This is a genomic window from Brevibacillus sp. HB1.2, assembly GCF_013332495.1.
Taxonomy (GTDB): domain Bacteria; phylum Bacillota; class Bacilli; order Brevibacillales; family Brevibacillaceae; genus Brevibacillus; species Brevibacillus porteri.
Genome location: NZ_JABMIU010000001.1, coordinates 420,690 through 446,472 on the forward strand (window position 1 = coordinate 420,690; position 25,783 = coordinate 446,472).

Sequence of the window (25,783 nt, forward strand, 5' to 3'; positions counted from 1 at the left end):
CCCTACAACTTCGTCGGATCAAATCTTCTCTCATCCAAATAAGCTCGCGCATGCCCCCAGAAATACTTGCTTGGCTGCATGTAGATTTCTAGTCCTGCCCGCTCGATTGTCCGATTCGCCTCTTCATTCGCTTCTTTGAGAATTTGCTTTTCATCCACAGTCAAAACACGGCGCTCGTCCATAATCAGCTCACCATCGACAATGACATGGTTCACATCTCCACCGACTGCCTGATAGACAACACGATGGACGTGCATGTTCTCTGGATTTAAGTGGGCCTGATGCATATTTACGGTAATGACATCCGCTTTTTTACCAGCCTCAAGCGACCCCAGCTCGTCATCCCAGCCGACACAGCGTGCCGCATCAATCGTTACCATTTCCAGCAGCTTGCCCGGCGGGAGGTAATAATAATCCCGCAGCGCCGCTTGTTGTAGCAGCTGCATTCTGCGCATGGCCTGGAACATGTCAAAAGGAGTCATCGGCGAGGTGCCATCTGTCGTGATCGCAACAGTCGCTCCCATCTCCAGTAATTCCGTAATAGGGGTGCGTGCATTGATTTGACCAAAACCAGGAGAAGCACTCACATTCGTTCCTGTTTCGGCCAAAATTTTCGCCTCGTCAAAAGAAATTCCCCGACAATGCTGCAAGTGTACGTCTGGACCGAGCAGCGCGTACTCTTTGTCTTGAATCGCTAGGTGAATCATGCCTCCAAAAGCATCGGAATGGATGCGCGTGTCGTACTTTTTCGCAATCTCCCTGATTTTCCGTGCTTGGTACCGGTCGAAATCGGTTAAGCCAAACAATTGGTCAGCAGGTGTCGGATAGGACGGATTGACAGAGGTCACGATGACAAATGGAGTTATGTAAGCTCTGGTTTTATCGTTATTCGCGTGATTCAGGGCTTCGATCACGGCTTCTGCTCCAGCGAGCACCTGCTCATAGGTGACTTCCTTCGTTATTTTTTGTCCATCGACCCAGCGGCTGAAGGGATGCGGCCAAGGTGGATTACATGGACCTGTCGCTACGATTTCCCGAACACCGACCTCGTTGTACGCTTTGGCGTGATTCAAGGCAAAGATCGGATCATCTGAGCGCGGCATCGAGCCCAAGACGCTAACACCTGTCGTAATCCCTGCTTTAAGCCGCTCCAGTGCTGACAGCTTTCCCTCGTAGTACCAGAAATCGTCTGTCACGTAGTGCTTGTATGTGTTGGTCATGATTGGCATCCAGTCGTTAATATTGTCCGTCGCAATCGTTTTGAACAACGAATGTCCGCCATGACCATGTGCGTCAATGAAGCCTGGCAGTATACAATGATGCGCGCAGTCGACTACCTTTTGCGCGGGATACTTGTCTTTTAGAAGTGGAGTGTCGCCTACCTCCAAAATTCTTCCTTTATCGATGGCGACTGCCCCGTCCTGTAATACTCGACGGTCTTTGTCCATCGTAATGACTACGCCGTTTACGAGTAACAAATCGATCAAGTTGCATCTCCCCCAGCCTCAAGAATAAGGGCGGTGCCCATGTCACCTACTTCCCTCCCTACACCTTACCGCAATTTCGACATCTTGTATTTGCAAGAAAATTACAACTTTTTATAATATGTTTACCTGTTGGTTCTAAATGAAAAAACCACCTTTCCTAAAGGAAAGATGGTCTGAAGGTTTTAGGCATCTGCTTTTCGTTTGCGGAAGAAAAAAATGAGAAAGGCTATCCCCGCAAATGCGAGTACAACATAAACGACATTGGAATATAGATCGAAATAGTACAGAATGTCTTCCCACGATTCCCCCAATAAATGACCAGCCATCACTAGGACGATGTTCCAAATAAACGTACCGAGTGTTGTAAACAGCAAAAACAGCGGGAAATTCATTTTGGTCATACCAGCAGGAACGGAAATCAGACTTCTGATTAATGGGATCATGCGGCAAAAAAAGATCGTCCAGTACCCATATCGGTCAAACCATTCGTTCGCTTTATGGATATCTGCCGTTTTAATGCGCAGAATATGCCCCCATCTCTCTACGATCTTCTCTATTTTTTGGACGTCTAGGTAATAACCGATTCCATAAAGCATGATTGCTCCGATCACCGAACCGATTGTAGCTGACAAGATTACACCAAAAACCGTTAACGATGATTGCGTCGTCATAAATCCACCGAAGGTCAAGATCACCTCAGAAGGTATGGGTGGAAATATGTTTTCCAGTGCCATCATGAGTAAGATACCGAAGTAACTATATTGTTCAATAATTTGGGTCATCCAGTTCTGCATGCTATCCCTCACAATTATTTGCCAATGCTTATCTCTCCAGTATAGAGACACGCGTTGTATAGTTCAATGAAAAGCAATAATCTTTTCCTTTATTTCAATACGAAAGAAGGAACTCTTGGGTTACCTTTCCTTCGAAACTTTTCATTTCGACTTTTTTTGATCGAAAAATATTACAAAGAGAGTTACTATATGGAATATAGAAAAGGTGCCTCCATGCCCATTTTATAAAAACGAATCGTTAGGGGTGAACTGTGTGTTTCGCAAGATTGTCCAATCACTCGTATGTCTTTTACTGGTTATGACTGCTAGCGCCGTTCATGTAAACGTGGCCGAAGCAAAAGAAACCGGCATGCTATTCATTGAGAAGCCATTCAAGAAAGAAGGACTTCGGTTTCAAGTGACCGTTACCGAAAACGACAATCCAAAATACGACTCACCAGTGTACCACGTAAATACGATTGTCACGAATATTTCGCGGAAACCGATCACATACACGACTGGTCATTGTTATGGTGTGACAACACGACTAGAAGCGTATGCCTCTGGAGACTCTTGGGAGCTTCCCTACCCTGAAGACGAACCTGCCTGTACCCCGGACATCAAGGAGAGAACCTTAAAACCTGGAAGAACGATTGAGCAAGATGAATACTTCCGAACAGATGAACTGCCGGATGATCTTACCCCAGACTATTTTCAATTGAATTCTTCCATACGTATCCTCGTTGGACCTGAAGATAAGGAACGCAAAAAGGAAATCGTAAAGATGCAGACGAAATTTCTTCCAGGGCTGGCCCTCAATCCAGATGAAATCGAGCTACAGTCTGAATCGAGCGAGCTCTCTAAATCGTATTACGAACTCAAAGTGACAGGGAAAGCCTCCAATAAAGATATCAAACGCGTATCGATTCAGGTCTTCCATTCGACCATTACGTTGCGAATCGACTCGAAGTCAGGAGAGTTTTCCACAAAGAAAAAAGTAAAAGCAAAAGGCCCGTCCCTTCCATCAGGTGTAAACGAAGTGACGTATTAAGATGGAACGAAACACATCTACAACATACCCATAAAAAATACTAGCAACTGATGTTCTCCATAAAAAAAGGACTGCCATGTGTGCGTCCTTTTTTTCGTTTTATATCTGATTCTATTCTAGCTTGCTATTGCTTCTGCTTAGACCAGTAAATCATGGTGTCGTCTCTCTTTATTTCTCCAAAGCCCATTTTGACTAATATTTTTGCGGAATCTATGTTATCTAGCAAGCACTTCGCCGTAATCGTTTTCACATCTGGCTGCAACAACGCCCAATTCGCTAGGCCTTCAGCCGACTCGTACGCGTAGCCTTTTTTTCGCTCGGCTTCAATAATTCCATAGCCGATGTCCACTTCTCCCGCCGCATTCGGGACTCCCTTGAACCCTACATCCCCGATGATCTTCATGCCCTCTTTTGTAATGATCATCCACGATTCAAATCCTGTCGGTTCCCCTGTGAGTTCGAGTGCTTTGATGATTTTGGGTATCGTTTCCATCGCATCTGCATCAGGCCAGCCTTTGCCTAATGTAAGCCGCATATCCAATAATTCTTCGTAATTTTCTTGCAAAATATTCGTCGCTATTCTATGCGTAAATGGAATCAATATGAGCCGTTGTGTATGGATGCTTTTTTCATTCATGAACAGGTACCCCTTCCCTTTCCCTTCAATGTCCGTGACGATATTTACGTTGGATTTACTCTCCAAATGTTTTTTCAGAAAGGGTCTATTCCTACACCTCAGCTACTTTATACATACTCCGATAATAAGAATCACTCGGGCACCAACCATTATAGCATAATTTTCCACCCCGTTTTCTCAAACGAATTGAAGATTGATTAATTGGAATCTTTTCCGAATAATGAGAGATAACGAATGATGATGGACACCACGGAAATCCAGTTGGTAAGGAGTGAGAAAATGTCCACAACGCTAAATACTGAGCTTGTCCGCATTCAACCCTGGGCCGATCACGATCTTCCCTTGCTGCGTTATTTGAATGCACCAGCCATGATGGAACATCTTGGAGGCCCGGAGACAGAAGAGCAGCTACTTGCTCGGCACGAACGATACGTCAATAAGGACGGACAGCTAACGAGCAAGATGTTCAGCATCGTACTGCTGCCAGATCACACCCCCGTCGGAAGCATCGGCTATTGGGACCGCATCTGGCAAGGAGAAAACGTATACGAAGTAGGCTGGAGCGTCCTGCCCCCCTATCAAGGGAAAGGCATCGCCTCTGCGGCTTTAGCCTCACTCATCACACGCATCAACCAAGAACGAAGACACAAGTTTATTCATGCCTATCCCTCTGTGGACAACCCCGGCTCCAATGCCATTTGCCGTAAGCTAGGTTTCACGCTGCAGTCAGAATGCGTCTTTGAATACCCTCCTGGAAGTTTTATGCGCTCCAATGATTGGCGATTAGAAGTTGCATCGGAACAATTCCCCATTGAAAAAGTTCGGGAGCAATTCCCCGCACTACAACGAACGTACAAAGGCAAACCAGTTGCTTATCTGGATGGCCCAGGCGGCTCGCAAGTCGTAAAATCCTCCATGGACGCGATCTATCGCTATATGGCGAACGGTGGGGCCAATTTACACGGCTCTTTTCCAACGAGTAAGGAGACAGAAGCTATCCTCGCAGATGCCAAGCAAGCTATAGCAGACCTCTTCCACGTGAAGCCGCTGGAGGTAGCCTTCGGTGCGAATATGACCACCCTGACCTTTGCCATTGCGCGTGCATTAGGTCGACATTGGAATGAAGGGGATGAGATCATCGTCTCCGAGATGGATCACCGTGCTAATGTAGACCCGTGGTTGACTGTTGCTGCTGATCGTGGAATGACCGTTCGGTGGTTAAAGGTGAATAAAGAGACACTTACATTACAATTAGATAAGCTCGACACCATACTTACTTCCAGGACCAGACTTGTGGCAATCGGGCTTGCTTCTAATGCTGTCGGAACGATCCATGATCTCGCTGCCATCTCCCAAAAAGCACGTGCAAAAGGAGTCATTGTCGCTGTCGACGCCGTGCATGCGGTCCCTCACTTCTCTATCCATCGGGACGAGATTGGAGCCGATATCCTCCTCTGTTCCGCCTACAAATTTTTTGGCCCTCATGTGGGAATCGCTGTCATCCGCAAAGAAATTTTTGAAGCACTCGATGTTTACAAATTGGTTCCCGCCCCCTCTTTTTATCCAGATAAATTGGAGACCGGAACACAAAATCATGAAGGAATCGCAGGAATCAGACCCGCTATCGAATTTGTTGCTTCGCTTGGTTTCGGTGATAGCTTCTCCGAAAAAATCCGCTCTGGCTACGAATGGATTGAAGCCTATGAAAATCAGCTGGCAGAAAAGCTGCGAAAAGAACTAGGCTCAATGAATGGCGTCACACTCTATCAAGCGGGTGAAGATGTACCGAAAACACCGACGATCGCTTTTCGGATCGAAGGGTTTTCTCCCCAAGAAATATGTGAGCGATTGTGTGAAGAGCATAGCATATTCGTTGCGGACGGGGACTTCTATGCGACAACACTCGCCAATTGTTTGGGAATCAATGAAAGTGGCGGTTGGATACGAGCGGGGCTGGCACCGTACAATACCCACGAGGAAATTGACCGTCTCATTCAAGGTATCCAAGCCATCATTAGGGCATAATTCAAGACCCGGGTCAACGCGACTCGGGTCTTCCACGTTTTTATCCATGAAGCCCGCCCTGAAATCTGGCGCGGGGGCGATAGTGCCCGACCGGAATTTGAATCAGGCAGGTTTTCTCTTCAGTCTCTAGGTTGTAAAGGTCATCGCAATTCTCCACGTCAAATCCGAGTAGCGGATGGCCGCCCATTCCACACGTGAATGCTGCCAAAAGCAAGTGATGCACGACGATTCCCGCCTCCATCTGCTGAATGCGATACCCTCGGTAACCTAACTGGTTGATCAGATGATCGCGTTTACCCACCACATGAAAGCAGAGCGGCACTTGATACAAATTCACGTTGTCCAGTGTCATTCCGTCTTGAAGACGTGCTCGAAAATCTCCATAGACAATCGGATAAAGAGCGTGCTCCAGCGGTTCGTACGCGTATGCGCCATCTTGTATCCCTTCTACCTGATGAATGCTTACGAAGAGAGAAATCCTACTCCACGCTACCTCCAGATTATTTCCTAAATCATTTCCATACGATAGAGCACTCATCGTCATTTCCATGATACGCGCTACCTGATTCTGGTCTGTTTTCCTCCTGATAAAATCCACTTCCGGCGAAAAACGCTCCCGGCAATATTGCGCCAGATCGTAGTTTGGTTTCTGCGAACGAGGGAGAAGGATTCGCTCATCGGAACGACGAGGCCACTTGCTTTCCAACTGATCCGAATAACGTGTAAACGCATGAGTAGATTCCTGCATGGCAGCCTCATTCATTTGCAGGAGCGCAGGATATTGTCTCATTCTTTTTGAGCGCATCACATGCACATGCACATGCTTTTGCTCAGGCAGCTCTCTGATTAGCTCGATTGCCGTCTTCTCTCCTCGCTCTGTCCATTGTGCCGGTGAATGCGAATGCCTCTCCCCGTCTGTTTGGAGCGATAAGGGAACTACCGCGTATACACTCTCTTGATCGGCAGACAATCCTAGCAGTGCATTCATCGCTCTATCTAGGAACTGGTAATGTACTGCAGTCGTCACACCGAGTTGGTTTGCCATTTCCTGCAATTGTCCTAGCAGTACACCAGCATCGAGCCCCTGCAATCGATAAGAAAACTCATCGTACTTAAAAAAGTTCTTCCAAAAATAGATGGATACGAAAGCAACTCCAAAACATGCATGTACCGGACAACTGCCATCAAGCGCTCGGCTAAGGACGTGATCAAAATTCCCTTCGCGCAATTGCACGAGTCTGTGATGAGCCACATCGTAGTGGTATAGACCTGAAGGAATAGTCGAAAGCTTCAAATACACGTACAGCTCACTCGGATAGAGCCCTCCCCCAGACGGAACCGGTCTTCGATTCGTTACAAGCGGCAAAAACGACTCAGATCCTGCATCTGCCGTAGTCGTGGTTAAAAACGATTGGCTGATTTGGATGAGTCCATAGCTATACCATAGCCAAGCGCCCAATTGAGGTAGAGACATCTCTTGTGAAACCGTTTGATCTACGAGCGATAGAGGCACATCTCCTGGCAGTGGAATGACAGGTAGTCCCCTGTACAGCTTGTATGTCAGTGGCGCATCCCCCCAATCCACTTCAAGGTCACTTGGTCGAGAGTTTTCTGTATCAAAATGAAGGCGGTACAAGAAATTTTCGAGACTCATCCGGCTCACTCCCAGATGCATGTTATGGAAACGGATGCGGAAAAGGATTCAACTCGTCTACACGCAGTGGTTGTTTCGCGTAACCCAGCTTCACAGGGACCTCCAATACTCTTTTCAATCCCGTTACTCGCGTGAGATGATGGCCAAAAGTCATCGGAAGCATGCCAGGAATCAATACGCGCACGCAAGATAAGCCATGGCGCCCGACCTCTGGTGTCGTTTGATCTACCACAATGACATCGAGATCTAACTTTTGGAACACGTCGAGCAACGCACGCAAATCGTCTGTTAGATCACGATGCTGGTCTCTTTTAGGAAATTGTTCAGCGAAAGAGACCATCGGACGTGCATCATCCAAAAGAAAGGATAAGCGCTCTGCTGCTTCTGGCAAGCTGTAAAGCATCGCATGATCGTCCATCTTTTTCACCAAGGACGAATCCTGGAGCATACGCAAATATTTGCCTCGGTTCGCTTCGTACTTGTCTGTCAAAGGCAGGAGCATGGCAGCTGTCTCGTAAATAGAGCTTTTTACAGCGCGGATGGGATCTGGGTGCGCTCCTGCTGCACAAACAAGGTGTATTCCTTCCTTGCTTCGGTTTTTCGCAATCGTCCATACACTCGGGATGCCATTTTCCATCGTCGCATCGAACAAGTACAAATCGTAATTCGCAACTGTCTGCATTCGATCGATCAACAAAAGCAATTCACGATCATGAATTGTAGCCGGATCGAGGCGTGGCAATGGCAATCTAGCATACCAGGTCAACAAGAATGCATCACGCTCAACCACTTCCAGGATGCCGTAAAAAATCGCTTCCTCCAAGCTGCCACCCAACGCACAACCATTTGAAGTCTCAAATACAACTCCCTCCCCGAATCCCATACTGTAATAGGCCATGAGTTCAGGTACGAGAATGGGTCGCTCTTCCTTAAAGGAATAACCCCATACCCAGTTCATTTCTCGCTTGGGATCAAACGGCTGAAACGGAAAATCTGGAAGGGCATACTGTTCTTCTGAATGGGTTCCTGCCGTCGTCGGATCAAGGGCATGGGGTGCAAGATTTGCATAGCAATCGCGAACCGTCGTCCTCTTACCACGCGGCATTACACCGCAATATCTTTCCATTCCCTCCAGAATCGCCGTTAACTCGCTATCCGCGTACGAAACGGATCTGCCTGCTGTGCCCTCATTATGCGAAAATAAAGGCAAATTGACACTTACATCTGCAAAAACAGACACGAGATCACGGACTTTCCCGTTCAAAAATCCGGTTCGGGAATCCAAATACTCGGAGGTAAGTGCTTGTTGCAACTCAGCAATGGATTTTGTGCGGTAACTATCAGGACTTCGCTTTATGTTGGGCTTCAAGCGTATTCTTGCCCGATCCTCTGAATCCTCAGGCAACCGATTACATACCGAACATAATGGATTTGGCAGAAAGAAATGGCGGGTACTTGTCAATGTTTGTAAATCAATGAATTGGATATGCTCCGATAAGTGGGCTTGCCTGCCCTCTACGAAACGTAACACCTCCGCGATTACGTGGTGTGCCACCTGTAGCAAGCCAGAGCGGGATGACCACGGATCCCGATGTATTTCGCCTTTTACGCTCAGCATTTTTTGTACCTTCCACATCTCTTGCCGATCGCGTCCCGCCATCAAACGACGCATATCTGCGCACTGGGAGCACCCTGTTTGACCTGGTCGTACCAACGGGCCTACAATCGCTTCTCCGAATGAAACAAAACCGCGCAGCCATGGAATATTCGCTTGTTGGAAATGTTTCTCTGCATGCAGATACAAGGAAGGATGATAGGTATCATGTAACAGAAGTGCCAAGTCTGCTACCCTTGTTGCTGATTCCATTTTCTCACTCCGCCACACGCGGTAATCCGTCATGAGACGTTCTGAAATCAGCTCTGCTAATACACCATCTCCGATTACAAGAATGTCAGCACTCATTGAAGCACCTCCCGAGAGAGCAGCAAAGCGAATACCCCGCCAAGGTCTTCCTCCAAGAAAGGCTCTATCGCCGCATTTATGATCAGAGGTTTTTTGTGATGAAGCGCTAAAACTTCGACAGCGTGCTGCCAGACTTCATGTTCAGATTCTTCTTTGCTAGGGATGAATGCCAATTCCAATGTTTCACCCGTCAATGCTACAGATTGCGCTGTAAGTACATACTTAGACAATGGTGTTGCTGGATTCTGGATACGATGCAAGGCATACATCAACGCTTTTTGCAAAGCGTCTAGCTCCTGTAAGCCAACACTCCCAAACCAACCGGAGCGCGTTCCCACCCAAACAACCGGAAAACCGCATACATCATGGCCTTTGGCAATCTTCGGTTCTTCACCCCATGTAGCGAATGACCGCAAATAATACTGAGACTGCTCATCCGCAATCGTTCCAGCGTGCACAGGTCTAGCTGTTGGTTGTCGTCCTTTCATTTCTGACACATACGTGAGTGTTAAATAATGCAGTAACGCCCGACTTAACCCTTCTGCTGCCGTTTCTCCTGCTCCAATTCCGATGTTTCCATCTATCCCCATTTGAAAAGCCATGTTTTGGGTAGCGAGATGGTTCACCATTCTTTCGACATACATCTCTGCCCCAAGTAATCCTGCTTCTCTTCTCGCCTCGTCATGGTTATAACCCGCACATACAACCGATGGTAAAAGCTCTGCGGGTCCATCTGCGACGGGATCGACTGCCGTAACGATACACTGAGTGAGCGGCAATTGCGTTAGCTCACCCTCATCCCAACTGTTAAAAATTCCCGTACCCGATGAGGTCCATGATGGGAACAGAGACAGTAGACTTTCCTTTTGTTCTGCCTCTTTTGATAGACACGATTGGAGATCACGTTCATCCAATACCTCCATGCTCATCTCTTCACTCAGCATCGGATGCCGCATGAATGACTGCCAGCTTCCTTCTAATGTCTCTAGATTTAGCAAATAAACCTTGTTGGGGACCTCTGTTTCTATGGACCCTGTAACGTATTTGAACCATTCAAAAACTGCGATATTCGCCAACATGCCTGCTGCGGTCATAGAAAATGCATGATGATCAGGGTCCGCACTCAAAGCCTGTCGATGCAACCGACGCCAAGCCGATTCAAAGCAAGCCTCTGATTGCGGATGAACCAGCGGCCCTACCATTCCTTTTTGGAGTACGAAAAGCGCCGGAATAAACACCTTCTCTTGCTCTCTGCACACAGAATGAATGACACTTATTTCATCCTTGTTTGTATGTGCCGATGTGTACAAAACAGCAGTGAATGGCTCGATTGCCTCCGACCACTCTACCTTCCCCCACGACGCTGGTTCTAGCTCTTCCAGCTTTACATGCGGGTCTTTCCTGCGCGAATTCTCGATGATCGTCTCTAGCCGCTCACGATCAGTCGGAGTCTCACCCGTCATTGCAAAATGGAATTGAACGCATCCCGATTCTAACAATGCTTGGATGGCAGAAAGGAGAAATGGGCCCGCTCCGATTACCAAAACGTTCTCTGCTCGATATTTTTGAAACCGATACCCTCCCGAACCACCAAACTGGTCCAAAAATTCAATCTGCGCTGCATACGTTGACATCATTTCTCGGGATAAATCATGTGGTTTATCCTGACTCACGTCTTGGAGAAATCCATTTTGCAAAAGAGTGCCCGCTACCTGGTATATTTGCTGTTGGTATTCATCCGGCAAATCGTCGGTCAATTGTTCCAGTGTATGCTCGCCATTAAACATGGGCATTAATTGGTCTACCCATTGTTCGATCATGTCACCCTTCATGCGGAAGGTCCCGATGTTATTCCGAAAAAATACACTTCCATCTGCATCGGGTATATAAACGGTATCCCGTTTCACTTTTATACGCATCGAAGGATTCAACCTTTCCATTCTTCTCCCCCTCCCTTTGCGAAATCAATCTATTTGTGACGAGACATGTCACTCCCATTTTATGTAGGACTATTTGTCTCACATTCCTGTTCGTAAAAAACAAAGCTCCTGCCAAAACAATACTGTTGGCAGGAGCATAATTCGGGGTGTGATCATTAATCGTTATCAAATATGACAAAGCATGGGAAGAAGCAAGAGCAACTGCAAGAGCAACTGCAAGAACAAGAGCAACTGCATGAACAGCTACAGACGCAAGAACAGGAGCAAGAGCAACTGCAACGACTGCAACGACTACAACTGCATCTACTGCAGCCACCGCATCTTCCACATCCGCCACACCGTCCGCGAACGAGCGTAGCTTCATTCATTTTTTCTTTGTCCCAACGCTGTACTTTATCCGATTTTATTTCAGATGCCTTTAGTTTTTTTAGCTCTTTTTTGAAATCATCCATTCATTTTCACCTCCGTCACATCATGGGAGCTACTCTAGATTTATGAAGTGACATTGGGTATTTGTTCCATGATCATGCGCCCATTTTTGGTTGAACATGAGAAGAACCCGCTATACTGCAAGGTTCCCAGACAAAAAAAGAAGCCGCCCTCAAAGTGAAGGCAGCTTGTATGATCACTGATTTACAACTTGAAAATAATCCCCATCAGCGAGTAAATAATCACCGTCGAGAACAGCACCGTCATATGAATCAGTGAATAAATAAACATCGTTTTTGACCATTTCTGCGAATCCATTTTCCGGTATCCAAATACACTCAGAACCAGCCATAAAATATTCAGGAGCAGGGCCATCAACGTAAGACCAACGCTTAATGACCAGAATAAAAAACTGCTAGCAATTAAAATAACCAAATAAACATTTGTTTGAATGTAGGTACGTCTTGCACCTTTGACCACAGGCAACATAGGAACTCCAGCCGCCTTGTACTCATCATACTTGCGAATCGCGATCGCATAAAAGTGAGGCATTTGCCAAATGACCATGATGATAAACAGACCAAGGATAGCAGGATGCGTGATATCTGGGTGAATAGCAGCCCAACCGATGAGCGGCGGCATTGCACCAGAAATACTCCCTACCTCCGTATTGTAAACCGTTCTTCTTTTGGTCCACATCGTATAAGGCACGACATAAAAAAACAGTCCGAGAAATCCCATAATAGCAGCCAAAGGTGATGCCAAGACGAGCGCCACCAAGCCAAAAATCGTCATCAGGGATGCTAGCCATAAAACTTTCTTCGTTGATATTTCTCCTGTCACTGTAGGTCTGTTCTTCGTCCTCTCCATGACAGAATCGATATCCCGATCATACACGTTATTAAAAGCACCTGCTGCACCCATGATTAAAATAGAGCCGATTGTAGCAAATAAGATTTCTGGCAACTTATCTATTAGACTGAAGTGATACGTATATAAAGCTAATGTTAATCCGGCAAACATCGGAATCAGATTCGATTTGATAATCCCCGTCTTAACCGTTTGCGCCAAAATATTGGACATAGGCCGATTCCGCGTTGCTACGCTTTCTTCCCTCTGCATTCGTACACTGTCCCCTCTTACTAGATGATCTATATCTATCGTACTCCAAAATAGCATGACATAGTAGACGGTTAAATCCTACAAAACTGCCATTTGTATCTTACATACCAATAAGGATTTAAATACTATATGGAATGTTAATTCTATATGGTATGCTTGTCAAGAGAAGGAGGTGGACGAATGAACAGACGCAGGTTAACCCAAGCAGAGCGTAAAAAGGAAACACGGCAATTGCTCATTGATGCAGCCATTGAAACCTTTGCTCAGTTAGGCTTCCACGGGGCTTCCGTTGATAAAATCGCAGACCATGCTGGATTTACCAAAGGAGCTGTTTATGCTCATTTTCAGTCCAAAGAAGATCTCTTTCTCGCTATTTTGGAAGGTCAGATGCAATTACATGTGTCCAATATCCATCACGTAATTGATCACCAGCCATCATTATCGCATTTTATAGAAGCCATGGACGCCTATTTTATGTCCGTTCAGCAACAAAATCGCACGTGGAGCATGCTGAACCTAGAATTTTTGCTTTATGCCATGCGCGAAGAGTCAGTTCGAAAGCGATGGTCAAACATGATCTTAGAGTCGGTACAGCATCTTTCCAAGGCGATACAAACATTGATGCCAAAAGAAAGTGACTCTACTCTATCTGCGGATGAAATGGCATGGACGATTCTTGCTCTAGAGAATGGCATGACCATCTTTTCTTACATTAGCGGCGACCAGGCACCCCTGTCTTTATACGGAAAAGCTTTGCAAAACATGCTATCGTCAAAATAGCAAGTGCCTTATGTTAGAGCGATTCTAACTGGGCGGCCCGTCGCTTCATGATTCGATTGACTCTCTCAGAACCATAAAGCATGAACGCAATATAGAAAGCGATAAAAAACGGTAAAATGGAAACTGTCGTTTGTGCAGCAAGCCACCCTAGCAACGGAGGCAAAAGTGTGGCACCCGTGTACGCAACCGCCATCTGATAGCCCATCAGCTTTTGTGTTTGCTCTTTCCCAAAGCGTTCAGGGGTATCATGCAGCATACAGGGATAAATCGGAGCGAAGCCTAGCCCGAGTAACAGAAACCCGATGAGCGAACAGAAGGTCGGTAATGGCAACATCAACAGTGCTGCCCCAGCGAATGATACGAGAAGTCCACTGCGAATCAGGACGCGGTTGCTCACTTTGAAGGTAACAAAGCCCGAAATAAATCGCCCCACCGTAATTCCACCGTAATACATGGCTACCCACACCGCCGCTACAGACGCTGGTAGCTCTTTCACATTTACCAAAAAACTGCTCCCCCATAATCCCACCGATGCTTCAGCCCCACAATAGAAGAGAAAGGTCAACAAAGTCAGCTTGACGCCTTTTGTCCGTAACGGTTGTTCGCTCTGCCTACGAAACGGCTCACCCTGTGACTCTTTGACAACATGGCTCTGCAGGTTCTCCATTCGTTTCCACAAAGGAAGTGTAAACGCTAAAAGTACGACTAACGCGAATTGAATGAGCGAAATGGTCAAGTAGCCATTCCGCCATAAATCATGATCGCGCATAAAGCCAGACATAATAATAGGGCCAAGCGTAGCGCCCACACCCCAGAAGCAATGCAGCCAGCTCATATGATGGGCTTGAAAATGCGTGGCAACATAATGATTCAATGCTGCATCCACAGAACCAGCTCCTAGTCCCAGTGGCAATGCAAAAATCATTAACCATAAAATCGAAGGGGCAAAAGAAAATCCGAGCAAGGCTGCCGCCGTCATCAAGCAGCTGATCAGCGTGATCCGTCCAGTTCCCAATCGTTTTAATAATGCACCACTCATCAAGCTAGAGACGATCGTACCAGACGCAATCGCAATGTTGATCACACCTGCCATACCAAATGCCGCGCCATATTCTGCTTGCATGACCGGCCAAGCTGCCCCCAGTAACGAATCAGGAAGGCCCAAGCTGATAAACGACAAGTAAATCATGATCAAAAAGAATGTTGCCACTATCCCCCGCCTCCTGCTCGTTTTTACATTCTTCCTGTGAGTCTATTCAGCAATTTCTCTCCCTCTGTTTTGAACTGTTTGTTCTTTTCGAGAAATTCGTTCACTTCATGTAATTGGGCTGGCCGGTAGCCTGGGCCATCACAGCCACAGGAATGATAGGTAAACCCATGCTGATAGAGGATTTCAACCTTTTTCCACTGCTTCACATCCGTTTGCTTCGGAGCCTTGAAATCATGCCCCATCGCCGTCATTCCCTCACCACATTGCGGACAGCTATGCTTGATCTTGTTCCATTCTTCCTCCGTGGATCAACCCCTATCCAAATCTTTTTTCAATCTAGACAATTCCCATTTCGCTATTGCTATGTATCCCCTTTTTTGACGAGCGTACTACCGATGAAGTCAAAGCTCAAAGGCGCCCCTTTTTTGTCGGGCTGCCATCCCAGCTTGATCGCCTCTTCAATGATAGCCGCGACGTCAGCTGGCTTTATCGCTCTCATATCCAAATGCTGCACATGTGGAAACTCCGTCCAAAAATCATTTACATCTGATTTTACATACACGCGAATCAATTGACCCATACCTTCGTTGTGCTGGATCGTCAACGCGAGCAGCCCCTTTGCTGCTGGACTAATCACCCAACGATATCGCTGCTCTCCTACCGTGATTCCCCGTGTTCCTTTTTTGGGTAATGCCATAGCTACCTCCTCAAAGCGAGTACATGTTTATCAATTCTGCCAAATACGTTTTTATGCCGTCCACGATTTCGGGTGAATGCTGCACAGTTACTTCTTTCCCCAACCCAATCAAGAACTTTGCAAAATATAAAATGTCTCTTCTCGCTACACTTCCTTCTAACCAACCACTTCCATCCTGCCGCACATGCAGCATAGATGCAAGCCAAAGTTCAGCCTCACAAGCCTGCACACCTTCAGATCCAACGGCTTCGATGCCGAATGTTCGACGGCATGAATACGGTCACAACGAAACACGCGAATATCTTGATGTTGATAACAAGAAGCCGTGCTGTACCATAAACCGTTTTTTGTATAAATGCCAATCGGCTGCATCTCCCGCTTGGATTGTTGTCCGCGCGTTTCATAAGTGATAAGGAGTACTTTTTATTGGATGGCAGCATCCAGCAATATGGATAAATGCGAAGAGCTGCTCATTTACATGGCTCCTTTTCGCAGTTTACCTCGTTTTATGATAAAGAAAAACAAGCCACGATAACCCCGCAGCTTGTTCCCTCTTTTCTTTCTTTACAATTCCAGCTTATGTTTCTCCAAGAAGTTCGTAGCAAAATTCCCTGCGACAAAGTCAGGGTGCTCCAGCAGCTTCTCATGGAAGGGAACCGTCGTATGCACGCCCTCGATGACAAACTCACCTAGCGCCCTCTTCATACGAGCCAATGCTTCGTTGCGATCTGTACCCCAAACGATCAGCTTGGCGACCATCGAATCATAGAAGGGAGAGATTTCGTAGCCGGGATAAACCGCACTGTCCACGCGTACACCGTAACCGCCAGGCGGCAAGTAATTGATGACCTTACCTGGTGATGGCATAAAGTTTTTCGCAGGATTCTCCGCATTGATTCGGCACTCGATCGCCCATCCATTGATTTTCACGTCTTCTTGTGAAAAGGATAACGGATTGCCTGCTGCGACAGATATTTGTTCTTTGATCAAGTCGATTCCTGTGATCATCTCTGTCACGGGATGCTCTACCTGAATCCGTGTATTCATTTCCATGAAGTAAAATTGGCCATGCTTGTCGAGCAAAAATTCAACAGTGCCCGCTCCGTGGTACGAAACCGCTTTGGCTGCCGCCACCGCAGCTTGCCCCATTTGCTCGCGCAGTGTTTGGTCTAGCGCAGGAGATGGCGCTTCTTCTACCAGCTTTTGATGACGTCGCTGAATGGAGCAATCCCGCTCTCCCAAGTACACTGCACTGCCGTGCTTGTCGCCCATGATTTGAATCTCCACATGCCGTGGCTCTTCCACGTATTTTTCCAAGTACACGCCAGCGTTACCGAATGCCGTCTCTGCTTCTTTCTGGGCTTGCCGAATCGCCTTGGACAAGTCATCGGCGTCAAAAGCGACACGCATGCCTCTGCCGCCACCACCAGCCGTTGCTTTTACAATGACAGGATAGCCTATTTTCTCCGCCACCTGCAATGCCTCATCGATGTCATCAATCAAGCCGTCTGTGCCCGGGACTAATGGTACATTCGCTTGACTCATCGTTGCTTTTGCTACGGATTTGTCACCCATTTTTGTGATCGCTTCAGGATCGGGACCGATAAAGGTAATCGAGCAATCTTGGCAAAGCTGGGCAAACGAAGCGTTTTCCGCCAAGAAGCCATAGCCCGGATGGATAGCGTCTGCCTTCGTATAAAGAGCGACCGTCATAATCCGTGCCATGTTCAAATAGCTGTCCTTGGACGCCGTGGGTCCGATGCAATACGCTTCATCCGCCAATTCTACGTGCAATGCTTCCCGATCCGCCTCAGAAAAGACAGCGACTGTACGTATCCCTAGTTCCTGACAAGCGCGAATAATGCGGACAGCGATTTCGCCGCGATTGGCAATCAATACTTTCGTAAACATAGGCGCACTCCTTCCTACTGAGTTTTGACAACGAGCAATGCTTTTCCGTAATCGACAAATTGACCATCCACGACGAGAATTTCCGTAATGATGCCGCTAACTGGGGTCGTAATTTCGGCAGATAGCTGAAGAGCATCAGCCGTGCAGCGTCCAACCTTTTCGCCTACTTGAACAGTCTGCCCTATTGTCACTTCCGCATAGAACAGTCCTACTCCCGGCGACATGACTTGCTGTATCACTTCCTTGGGTACCGCAGCAACGACATCGACGGACTCAGCAGTGGCGGCTGCCTCCTGATAGCCATGCTCCACTTCGCCCACCTGTACAGGCTCATGGACAGCCACGACTTCGACTGGTGCGCTTTTCTTGATCACGATGCGGGTCTTGCCCTTCTCCCATTCCAGCTCCTCAATGGAAGACTGATTCACCAGCTTGATGAATTCACGCAGCTCATGCAGCTTCATAGCACGATCAGAGCTCCTTTCTAAAGTGGGATATTCCCGTGCTTTTTGTACGGACGATCTTCTTGTTTATTTCTGAGCATTTCCAAGGCTTGCGCCACCTTTTGGCGGGTTTCGCGCGGATCGATGACATCATCCACCATCCCGAGACTTGCCGCGACATATGGGTTGGCGAACTTTTCTCGGTAGAGGGCAATTTTCTCTGCGCGAGTCGCAGCCGGGTCCTCACTTTGTTCGATTTCCTTTGAAAAAATGACGTTAGCTGCCCCCTCGGGACCCATGACGGCAATTTCTGCATTCGGCCAAGCATACACGATATCTGCACCAATGGACTTGGAGTTGAGCGCCACATAAGCGCCTCCGTAAGCTTTGCGCAGAATCACGGTGATTTTGGGAACCGTAGCTTCTGAGTATGCATACAAGATTTTCGCCCCATGACGGATAATCCCGCCGTGCTCCTGATTGATCCCCGGGAAAAAGCCAGAGACATCTTCAAAGGTCAACAGTGGAATGTTGAAGCAGTCGCAGAAACGGATGAACCGTGCCAGCTTATCCGATGAATGAATGTCCAGTCCGCCTGCCATGACCTTTGGCTGGTTGGCGATAATGCCGACACTGTGTCCATCGATACGCGCCAGACCGATAACGATATTGCGGGCAAAGTTCGGCTGTACTTCCATGAAATCACCGTGATCCACGATTTTTTCGATGACCTTGCGCACATCGTATACTTTGGTACTTTCAGCAGGTACTAGCTCCAAGAGTTCCTCTTGCCAACCATTATTCTCCTCTGCTTTTATCACAGGTGCGCGATCGCGATTGTTTTGTGGTAGGAAGCTGAGCAACCTGCGTACTCCTTCCAACACTTCCTGTTCGGTCTCTGCCGTAAAATGGGCATTGCCGCTCACCGTAGAATGGACTTTGGCTCCGCCTAGATCCTCCGCGGATATTTTTTCACCTGTAACGGTTTCGATGACTTTTGGTCCTGTGATGAACATTTGACTCGTCTTCTCAACCATGAACACGAAATCCGTAATCGCTGGAGAGTAAACCGCTCCTCCTGCACACGGACCGAGAATGACAGAGATTTGTGGAATCACACCGGAGTAAATGGCATTGCGGTAAAAAATCGTACCATAGCCATCCAGTGAGCTTACCCCTTCTTGAATGCGTGCGCCGCCAGAGTCATTCAGACCGATAAAGGGAGCGCCGTTTTTCGCTGCCAAGTCCATCACCTTGGCAATTTTCATCGCGTGCATCTCACCCAGAGCTCCACCAAACACCGTGAAATCCTGCGCGAACAAATAGACAGGACGACCGTTGATTTTACCATAGCCCGTCACAACACCTTCGCCTGGTGCCTCCATCTGGTCGAGACCAAAATGCGTAGCACGATGCTCAACAAACGGGTTCAGCTCCATAAAGGTGTCTGGGTCAAGCAGTAGATCGATCCGCTCACGTGCGGTCAACTTACCGCGGTTATGTTGGGCATCGATACGAGCATCTCCGCCACCAAGCTGGATTTTATATTTCCGTTCCATCAATTCATCAATTTTCTCGTACATATTGTTGCTCATAAGGGCCACCATCTCTCTATTCCTTTTTCATGATCGCATTCTCGTAGATCGCCACTAATTGTTGCACGGCACTCGTCGGTGAAATCTCGCCACTCGCAACGGCTCCTTCAATGGAGGGAAGCAGCTCGGCTACTTGCTGGTTGCCAAAAAAGGTCGCGCGCAAGTAGTCCTGAGCCATACTGTGCATCCAATCGAGTAGCTGCGCTTTGCGTCTTGCCTCGAAGCCGCCTGATTGGATGGTGGTTTCACGAAATTGACCGATGACCTCCCAAATACCTTCAATGCCTTCCCCTGTCAGGGAAGAACACATATATGCCTTCGTTTCCCAGCCAGTGGTTGCCGGCTGCAAGTAATGCAGAACACGATTGTATTCACCTTTGGCGATCAAGGCACGCGTGCGATTTTCCCCATCGGCTTTATTAATCAGTAGCGCATCCGCGATTTCCATGATGCCTTTTTTGATTCCTTGCAGTTCATCGCCCGCCCCTGTCAACATCAGCAGTAAAAAGAAATCAACCATGGACCTGACTGTCGTCTCACTCTGTCCAACCCCTACCGTCTCGACCAAAATCACATCATAGCCTGCTGCCTCGCAGATCAGCATCGTTTCCCGCGTCTTCCGATTGACACCGCCTAGCGTGCCCCCTGTGGCAGAAGGTCGGATGAACGCCTGTGGATTGCGTGACAAAAGCTCCATCCGTGTCTTGTCGCCGAGAATGCTCCCGCGAGTAACCGTACTGCTCGGATCAACAGCCAAAACAGCGACACGATGACCTTTTTCACAAAGCATACTGCCGAATGCTTCAATGAACGTGCTCTTACCTGCACCTGGCACACCGGATATACCTATGCGTATAGATTGACCTGTATGAGGAAGCAGCTGCTTAATCACCTCTTGGGCCATATCCATATGAGCGGGAGCATTGCTCTCAACCAGCGTGATTGCCTGCGCCAAAACCGTTCGGTTACTATCTCGTACGCCTGTGACGTATTGATCCACTGATAAGCGCGGGAGACGTGCCTTGGAGGAAACGTTCAAGAAATTCTTGTCAGCCTTGCCCCCGGTCATTGTCCAGCAGCCTCCAGGCGATACACGATCTCTTGCAGAACGTGCTGGGCTGCTACAGGAATGACTGTTCCTGGCCCAAAGATAGCTGCGGCACCATGCTCTCGCAAAAAGGCGTAATCCTGCGCTGGTATAACACCGCCTATGACCACAACAATATCCTCTCGTCCTAGCTTCTTGAGCTCTTCCACCAGTTGGGGCAGCAAGGTTTTATGCCCTGCCGCAAGCGAGCTGAAGCCGATCACGTGCACATCATTTTCTATCGCCTGCTTCGCTGTTTCCTCAGGTGTTTGGAACAACGGACCGATATCGACGTCAAAGCCTAAATCCGCAAAGGCAGTAGCAATTACTTTCGCGCCCCTATCATGTCCGTCTTGACCCATTTTCGCGATCATAATACGGGGACGTCTGCCTTCCCACTGCTCGAATTCGTCTGCCATCTTGCGCACAGTCGCTACCTCATCGGCATCTGCGTATTCGGAACTGTAGACGCCGCTAATGGAGCGAATGACCGCCTTGTGTCTACCTACGACCTTTTCATAGGCATCCGATATTTCGCCCAAAGAAGCTCTTGCCCGCGCCGCTTCAATGGCCAGTTCCAACAGATTGCCTTCGCCTGATTTCGCACATTCCGTAATCGCTTGAAGAGTTACTTGCACTCTCGCCTCATCTCGGTTACTGCGCAGCTCCTGCAAACGTCTGATTTGCGCTTCCCGAACCGCTGTGTTGTCCACTTCGAGAATCTCCAGCGGATCTTCCTTGTCCAGACGGTATTTGTTCACGCCAATAATGGCTTCCTTCGCCGAATCGATATGGGCCTGACGGCGTGCAGCCGCTTCCTCGATCTTCATTTTCGGCAATCCCGTCTCTATTGCTTTTGCCATACCACCAAGTGCTTCGATCTCTTCGATGTGCGCCCACGCTTTTTCCACGAGCTGCGCAGTCAAGGACTCGACGTAATAAGAACCTGCCCACGGATCGACGACCTTGGTTATCTCGGTTTCGTCCTGCAAAAACAACTGTGTATTTCGCGCGATTCTGGCTGAAAAATCGGTCGGCAACGCAATCGCTTCATCCAGAGCGTTCGTATGCAGAGATTGGGTATGCCCCAGAGCCGCGGCCATGGCTTCGATGCACGTCCGCACCACGTTGTTATACGGGTCCTGCTCCGTCAAACTCCATCCAGATGTTTGCGAGTGTGTCCGCAGTGCCATCGACTTTTCGTTTTTGGGATGGAATTGCTTGATCAGATTGGCCCAAATTAAGCGGCCTGCACGCATTTTCGCCACTTCCATGAAGTAGTTCATGCCAATCGCCCAGAAAAAGGACAGTCGTGGCGCAAACGCATCGATGTCGATGCCTGCTGCAAGGCCAGTACGAACGTATTCCAAGCCATCTGCCAACGTGTAGGCCAATTCAATATCCGCGGTCGCACCCGCTTCTTGCAGGTGATAGCCTGAAATACTGATGCTGTTGAATTTGGGCATGTGCTTGGAGGTGTAGGCAAAAATATCGGAAATAATCTTCATCGACGCTTCTGGCGGATAAATGTAAGTATTCCGAACCATGTATTCCTTCAAAATGTCATTTTGGATCGTTCCGGTTAGCTCGGCCTGCGATACCCCTTGCTCTTCTGCTGCCACGATATAGAACGCCATAATAGGTAAAACGGCTCCGTTCATCGTCATGGAGACGGACATTTTATCGAGGGGAATGCCATCGAACAAAATTTTCATATCAAGAATGGAGTCAACTGCTACGCCTGCTTTCCCGACATCACCGACTACCCGGGGGTGATCAGAGTCATAGCCGCGATGTGTCGCGAGGTCGAAGGCAATCGACAGCCCTTTTTGTCCCGCAGCCAAATTCCGTCGGTAAAATGCGTTACTCTCTTCCGCCGTAGAAAATCCGGCATATTGCCGCACCGTCCAAGGCTGAGTTACGTACATCGTCGGATATGGTCCACGCGTATACGGTGGCAAACCAGGCATGTAGCCGAGGTGATCCATGTCCTCCACATCTTCCATGGTGTAAAGAGGTTTTACAGGGATCTGCTCCAGCGTCTGCCACATTTGCTCGTTTCCTGGTGGGTTTGCATCCAGTTGGGGAAACAAATCAGACACATCTCGTTTGGACTGATAAGTCATTTTTGAAAAATCAGGTCGCTTCATTATGAGCTCACTCCTATCCGCTCCTGAAGTTCTCGCAACATCTCGTAGCAATTGGAACGCATGTGGATGCAATCATCTACACCGGCCGCCTTAAAAGTAGCCAGCTGCTCTGCGTCAGGCAAGCCAGCCAACAGAACCGTCATCTGAGCTACACGTTGCTTGATTGCTTGCGCCAAAGGTGGAACCTGCTCTGGATAACTCGCATCGTCCGAACAAATGACCGTGATCAACGCACCCGATGCCAATGCAGCTTCGGCCGCCTCTACAGTGGTAGAGAATGCTTGCTGACGCAATACGTCAAAACCGCCAACTGCAAAAAACTCTGATGCGAAATCTGCCCGTGCCTTATGCTTTGCCACTGAACCCATCATAGCCAAGAACACAGTCGGTCTCTTGCCTGTCGTTTTCAAGAAATCATCTGCCTGTATTCTCAAGGATTCAAAGCGTTCGGATGCCCGGTGAATACGGAGTGGTTGGATGATTGTCTCCACTGAATTTTCACGTTTCATGGCTTTGGCGATATCACCCACAGTCGCTCCATGAAGCACTGCTGTTACTGCACGTTCCACGAACTCCTCCGTACGATTCGCCAACTCATCGAGCGCTGTGGAGACGAGAGTCGCGTTTTGTTTCAACCGGAGGGATCGTGCTTCCGCTGCTCGCTCTTCGTGAATGCTCGGAAGACTCTCGGCCTGCAGTGGCTGCTCAGCCGTATTGGCATACATGTTGGTTCCAACCAAACGCTTTTTACGCGTATCGATGCTCGCTGCTTTTTGATCCGCGATCTGGGCGATCAAGCCTTGTGGGAAGCCTGCTTCTAATGCGCTCAGCATGCCACCGTGCGCTTCAACCTGCTGGAACAGCTCCCATGCTTTTTTCGCTAATGCATCTGTGAGCCATTCTACGTACCAAGAACCTCCCGCAGGGTCGATCACTTTTGCCAAATGCGCTTCTTCTTGCAAAATGATTTGCGTATTTCTGGCGATTCTTCTTGAAAACGCATTGGCAGGGCGTATGGATTCGTCAAATGCGGATACATGCAGACTGTCTGCTCCACCAATGACGGCTGAGAACGCTTCTGTCGTGGAACGCAGCATATTGACATACGGATCGTAAATCGTCTTCGTCCAGGCCGAAGTTCTGGCGTGAATCGTCATCTTTTGCGCTTCCAATGATCCACCGTAGGCTGCCACGATGTTTGACCAGACCATTCTTGCAGCACGCAACTTCGCGATTTCCATGAAGACGTCTGAACCGATCGAAAATGAGAACTGCATTCGTGGTGCAACTTCCTCTATAGACAGCCCCCGCTCAAGCATCGCTTGCAAATAGTCGACACCTGTGGCCAGTGAAAAAGCAAGTTCGGTTACTGCGTTTCCGCCACCGTCCTGATAAGGATGGCTTTGAACCAGCATCGTTTTCAGCGCGGGCGCATGATCTTTTGCCCATTTCGTCATGCTCGCCATGGCGTGATAAGCTGTCTGCAAAGAACAAGGGAGTTTGCCCTCTGTGAGCAGAACCGCTATAGGGTCTTGCCCGATACAACCGCGAAGTTCGGAGACTTGCTGACCTGTCGTTTCAACATGTGCCAAAAGGAGCGAAAGAATGGGTAAGCCCATCGCTCCCGTGTTCACGAAAAGAGGGACCTCTGAAAGCTTCACCCCTTGAAGTGCCTGCTCTACATCCTCTCTGCAAAAAACAGATACACCTTTGTGACCAATCGAATCTGGCAATGCTTCGTCCGGATCAAGTCCATCCAATGTCGCTTGATCCACCAGCAGATGTAGCATCGTTTGCCCGCGCTCCAAATCGTCTACGGCTGCCTGATTGAACGCCTCGGCACTCGTTGCGATGATTTCCTGACAGACATGCCATTTGTGTTCCTTTTGCTCGCCATGCTGTTGATTCCCTCTATGAAAAGGTGCCTCGCCTGGTAGCGCTTCCAGATGCGGCAATGTTTTGACATCTTCGTACCGATAGATGGGCTGGCGAACAATCCCCTCGTACGAATGCGTCAGTAACTTGGCATCAAAAGAGGCACCCTTTAGCGATTTTTCTGCCGCCTCCCGCCATTGCTCGTACGTGGGAACGGAGAATTCCTTGAACCATGTATGTTTGCTCACTCTTCCAGTCCTCCCCTTAAAAGCTGCTCCATTACGCTTGCTTCACCAGGAATAACGGCTGTCCATGCTCGACCAACTGACCGTTTTCCACCAAGACTTGGACAATCTCTCCTTTTACTTCTGCTTCAATCTCGTTAAACAGCTTCATGGCTTCGACAATACAGACAATGGTAGTTGGCTCTACCCGATCATTTATGGATACGTATGGTGCTGCGTCAACGGCAGGTGCTGCATAGAAGGTTCCCACCATGGGTGAAGTGATTTTGTACAAGTTTTCCGTCACTTCCGCCGATTTCTGAGGCGCTTCCACAGGGACCTTTTCGACCGGACGCTCAATCATTTCTTTTTTAGGCAAAGGGACAACGGGTGCCGCCGTCACGATTGGCGCGCTTTTTGTTTGTACGGGAGTCTGGTGTATGGCTGTGACTTGATTCCCATTTCTTCGTTTGATTCGCAATGAAGAATCTTCATCATTTACCTCAAAAGATTCTATGTCCGTCTGCTCCAATAGCTTCACAAGTTCTCGTAATTCGTAAATGGTAAGCACGACTATTCCTCCCCTATTCCCGCATCTGACTGGCACACTCTCACGAACCGACTAGTTGGTCTGTTGTGATTGTGCAAGACCGACCAGTTGGTCTTTTTGATAGTATAACAAATGTCAGAATACTAGTACAGACCAACCAGTTGGTCTGATCGAAGAATA

The 25,783-nt window shown here is 48.2% G+C and carries 23 protein-coding genes; 3 read left to right on the top strand and 20 right to left on the bottom strand.

The features are described 5' to 3' along the window. Nucleotides 1-2: 2 nt before the first annotated feature. Both HPY28_RS01775 and HPY28_RS01780 read right to left on the bottom strand, forming a co-directional pair. The gene (locus tag HPY28_RS01775; protein ID WP_173621711.1) at nt 3-1,487 is read right to left on the bottom strand and encodes an amidohydrolase family protein; all 1,485 of its coding nucleotides are present in this window, start codon (nt 1,485-1,487) and stop codon (nt 3-5) included. Between the two features lie 182 nt (nt 1,488-1,669). After that, nucleotides 1,670-2,281: a DedA family protein gene (locus tag HPY28_RS01780; protein WP_017248330.1), complete on the bottom strand. Its 612-nt coding sequence runs from the start codon at nt 2,279-2,281 to the stop codon at nt 1,670-1,672. A 253-nt stretch (nt 2,282-2,534) separates the two neighbouring features. On the opposite strand from HPY28_RS01780, the gene HPY28_RS01785 reads away from it, so the two are divergent. Then, the gene (locus tag HPY28_RS01785; RefSeq protein ID WP_174229977.1) at nt 2,535-3,311 is read left to right on the top strand and encodes a hypothetical protein; all 777 of its coding nucleotides are present in this window, start codon (nt 2,535-2,537) and stop codon (nt 3,309-3,311) included. Between the two features lie 124 nt (nt 3,312-3,435). Here HPY28_RS01785 and HPY28_RS01790 read toward each other — a convergent pair whose 3' ends face one another. After that, nucleotides 3,436-3,948, bottom strand: coding sequence for a GNAT family N-acetyltransferase (locus HPY28_RS01790; RefSeq protein WP_173621709.1), 513 nt, complete (start codon nt 3,946-3,948; stop codon nt 3,436-3,438). Nucleotides 3,949-4,227: 279 nt separating this feature from the next. Between HPY28_RS01790 and HPY28_RS01795 the strand changes: the two genes are divergently transcribed. Beyond that, on the top strand, nt 4,228-5,973 hold the full coding sequence (locus HPY28_RS01795; RefSeq protein ID WP_173621708.1) for a cysteine desulfurase-like protein: 1,746 nt from the start codon (nt 4,228-4,230) through the stop codon (nt 5,971-5,973). 40 nt (nt 5,974-6,013) lie between these two features. Here HPY28_RS01795 and HPY28_RS01800 read toward each other — a convergent pair whose 3' ends face one another. The 5 genes from HPY28_RS01800 to cyoE all read right to left on the bottom strand — a co-directional run bounded on the left by HPY28_RS01800 (nt 6,014) and on the right by cyoE (nt 13,081). Next, nucleotides 6,014-7,627 (bottom strand): SagB family peptide dehydrogenase, encoded by a 1,614-nt coding sequence (locus HPY28_RS01800; RefSeq protein ID WP_174229978.1) that lies wholly within the window; start codon nt 7,625-7,627, stop codon nt 6,014-6,016. A gap of 22 nt (nt 7,628-7,649) precedes the next feature. Further along, complete coding sequence (locus HPY28_RS01805) at nt 7,650-9,590, bottom strand: TOMM precursor leader peptide-binding protein (RefSeq protein WP_174229979.1); 1,941 nt, start codon at nt 9,588-9,590, stop codon at nt 7,650-7,652. Continuing rightward, a complete protein-coding gene (locus tag HPY28_RS01810) occupies nt 9,587-11,530 on the bottom strand; it encodes a putative thiazole-containing bacteriocin maturation protein (protein WP_174229980.1) in 1,944 nt (647 codons plus the stop codon). Before HPY28_RS01810 ends, HPY28_RS01805 begins: the two co-directional genes overlap by 4 nt. A gap of 155 nt (nt 11,531-11,685) precedes the next feature. After that, nucleotides 11,686-11,982, bottom strand: a complete 297-nt coding sequence (locus tag HPY28_RS30860) for a heterocycloanthracin/sonorensin family bacteriocin (protein ID WP_082192166.1) — start codon at nt 11,980-11,982, stop codon at nt 11,686-11,688. A 181-nt stretch (nt 11,983-12,163) separates the two neighbouring features. Beyond that, nucleotides 12,164-13,081: a heme o synthase gene (gene cyoE, locus HPY28_RS01820; RefSeq protein WP_017248322.1), complete on the bottom strand. Its 918-nt coding sequence runs from the start codon at nt 13,079-13,081 to the stop codon at nt 12,164-12,166. A 180-nt stretch (nt 13,082-13,261) separates the two neighbouring features. Here cyoE and HPY28_RS01825 point away from each other — a divergent pair, with 180 nt between their 5' ends. After that, on the top strand, nt 13,262-13,861 hold the full coding sequence (locus HPY28_RS01825; protein WP_017248321.1) for a TetR/AcrR family transcriptional regulator: 600 nt from the start codon (nt 13,262-13,264) through the stop codon (nt 13,859-13,861). A gap of 13 nt (nt 13,862-13,874) precedes the next feature. Here the strand turns inward: HPY28_RS01825 and HPY28_RS01830 are convergent, their stop codons facing one another. The 12 genes from HPY28_RS01830 to accB all read right to left on the bottom strand — a co-directional run bounded on the left by HPY28_RS01830 (nt 13,875) and on the right by accB (nt 25,624). Beyond that, nucleotides 13,875-15,071 carry an MFS transporter gene (locus HPY28_RS01830; protein ID WP_174224655.1) on the bottom strand — a complete coding sequence of 399 codons (1,197 nt, stop codon included), beginning with the start codon at nt 15,069-15,071 and terminating at the stop codon, nt 13,875-13,877. Between the two features lie 23 nt (nt 15,072-15,094). Continuing rightward, nucleotides 15,095-15,322, bottom strand: a complete 228-nt coding sequence (locus HPY28_RS01835) for a hypothetical protein (protein ID WP_254613042.1) — start codon at nt 15,320-15,322, stop codon at nt 15,095-15,097. A gap of 110 nt (nt 15,323-15,432) precedes the next feature. Next, nucleotides 15,433-15,768 (bottom strand): hypothetical protein, encoded by a 336-nt coding sequence (locus tag HPY28_RS01840; protein ID WP_026043065.1) that lies wholly within the window; start codon nt 15,766-15,768, stop codon nt 15,433-15,435. A gap of 10 nt (nt 15,769-15,778) precedes the next feature. Then, entirely contained in the window at nt 15,779-15,997 is a 219-nt protein-coding gene (locus HPY28_RS30325; RefSeq protein WP_238144767.1) for a WYL domain-containing protein, read from the bottom strand. Further along, nucleotides 15,925-16,140 carry a WYL domain-containing protein gene (locus HPY28_RS30330; protein ID WP_254613043.1) on the bottom strand — a complete coding sequence of 72 codons (216 nt, stop codon included), beginning with the start codon at nt 16,138-16,140 and terminating at the stop codon, nt 15,925-15,927. Before HPY28_RS30330 ends, HPY28_RS30325 begins: the two co-directional genes overlap by 73 nt. 192 nt (nt 16,141-16,332) lie before the next feature. After that, complete coding sequence (accC, locus tag HPY28_RS01850; RefSeq protein ID WP_017248316.1) at nt 16,333-17,679, bottom strand: acetyl-CoA carboxylase biotin carboxylase subunit; 1,347 nt, start codon at nt 17,677-17,679, stop codon at nt 16,333-16,335. A gap of 14 nt (nt 17,680-17,693) precedes the next feature. Next, nucleotides 17,694-18,143: an acetyl-CoA carboxylase biotin carboxyl carrier protein gene (locus tag HPY28_RS01855; protein WP_173621701.1), complete on the bottom strand. Its 450-nt coding sequence runs from the start codon at nt 18,141-18,143 to the stop codon at nt 17,694-17,696. 20 nt (nt 18,144-18,163) lie between these two features. Further along, nucleotides 18,164-19,729, bottom strand: a complete 1,566-nt coding sequence (locus HPY28_RS01860) for an acyl-CoA carboxylase subunit beta (RefSeq protein ID WP_174229981.1) — start codon at nt 19,727-19,729, stop codon at nt 18,164-18,166. Nucleotides 19,730-19,733: 4 nt separating this feature from the next. Then, entirely contained in the window at nt 19,734-20,786 is a 1,053-nt protein-coding gene (meaB, locus tag HPY28_RS01865; protein ID WP_017248313.1) for a methylmalonyl Co-A mutase-associated GTPase MeaB, read from the bottom strand. Beyond that, nucleotides 20,783-22,954, bottom strand: coding sequence for a methylmalonyl-CoA mutase (scpA, locus tag HPY28_RS01870; protein ID WP_174229982.1), 2,172 nt, complete (start codon nt 22,952-22,954; stop codon nt 20,783-20,785). Before scpA ends, meaB begins: the two co-directional genes overlap by 4 nt. Beyond that, nucleotides 22,954-25,077, bottom strand: a complete 2,124-nt coding sequence (locus HPY28_RS01875; RefSeq protein WP_174229983.1) for a methylmalonyl-CoA mutase family protein — start codon at nt 25,075-25,077, stop codon at nt 22,954-22,956. The genes scpA and HPY28_RS01875 overlap by 1 nt, the downstream gene beginning before the upstream one ends. A 31-nt stretch (nt 25,078-25,108) precedes the next feature. Continuing rightward, entirely contained in the window at nt 25,109-25,624 is a 516-nt protein-coding gene (accB, locus tag HPY28_RS01880) for an acetyl-CoA carboxylase biotin carboxyl carrier protein (protein WP_174224660.1), read from the bottom strand. Nucleotides 25,625-25,783 lie beyond the last annotated feature (159 nt).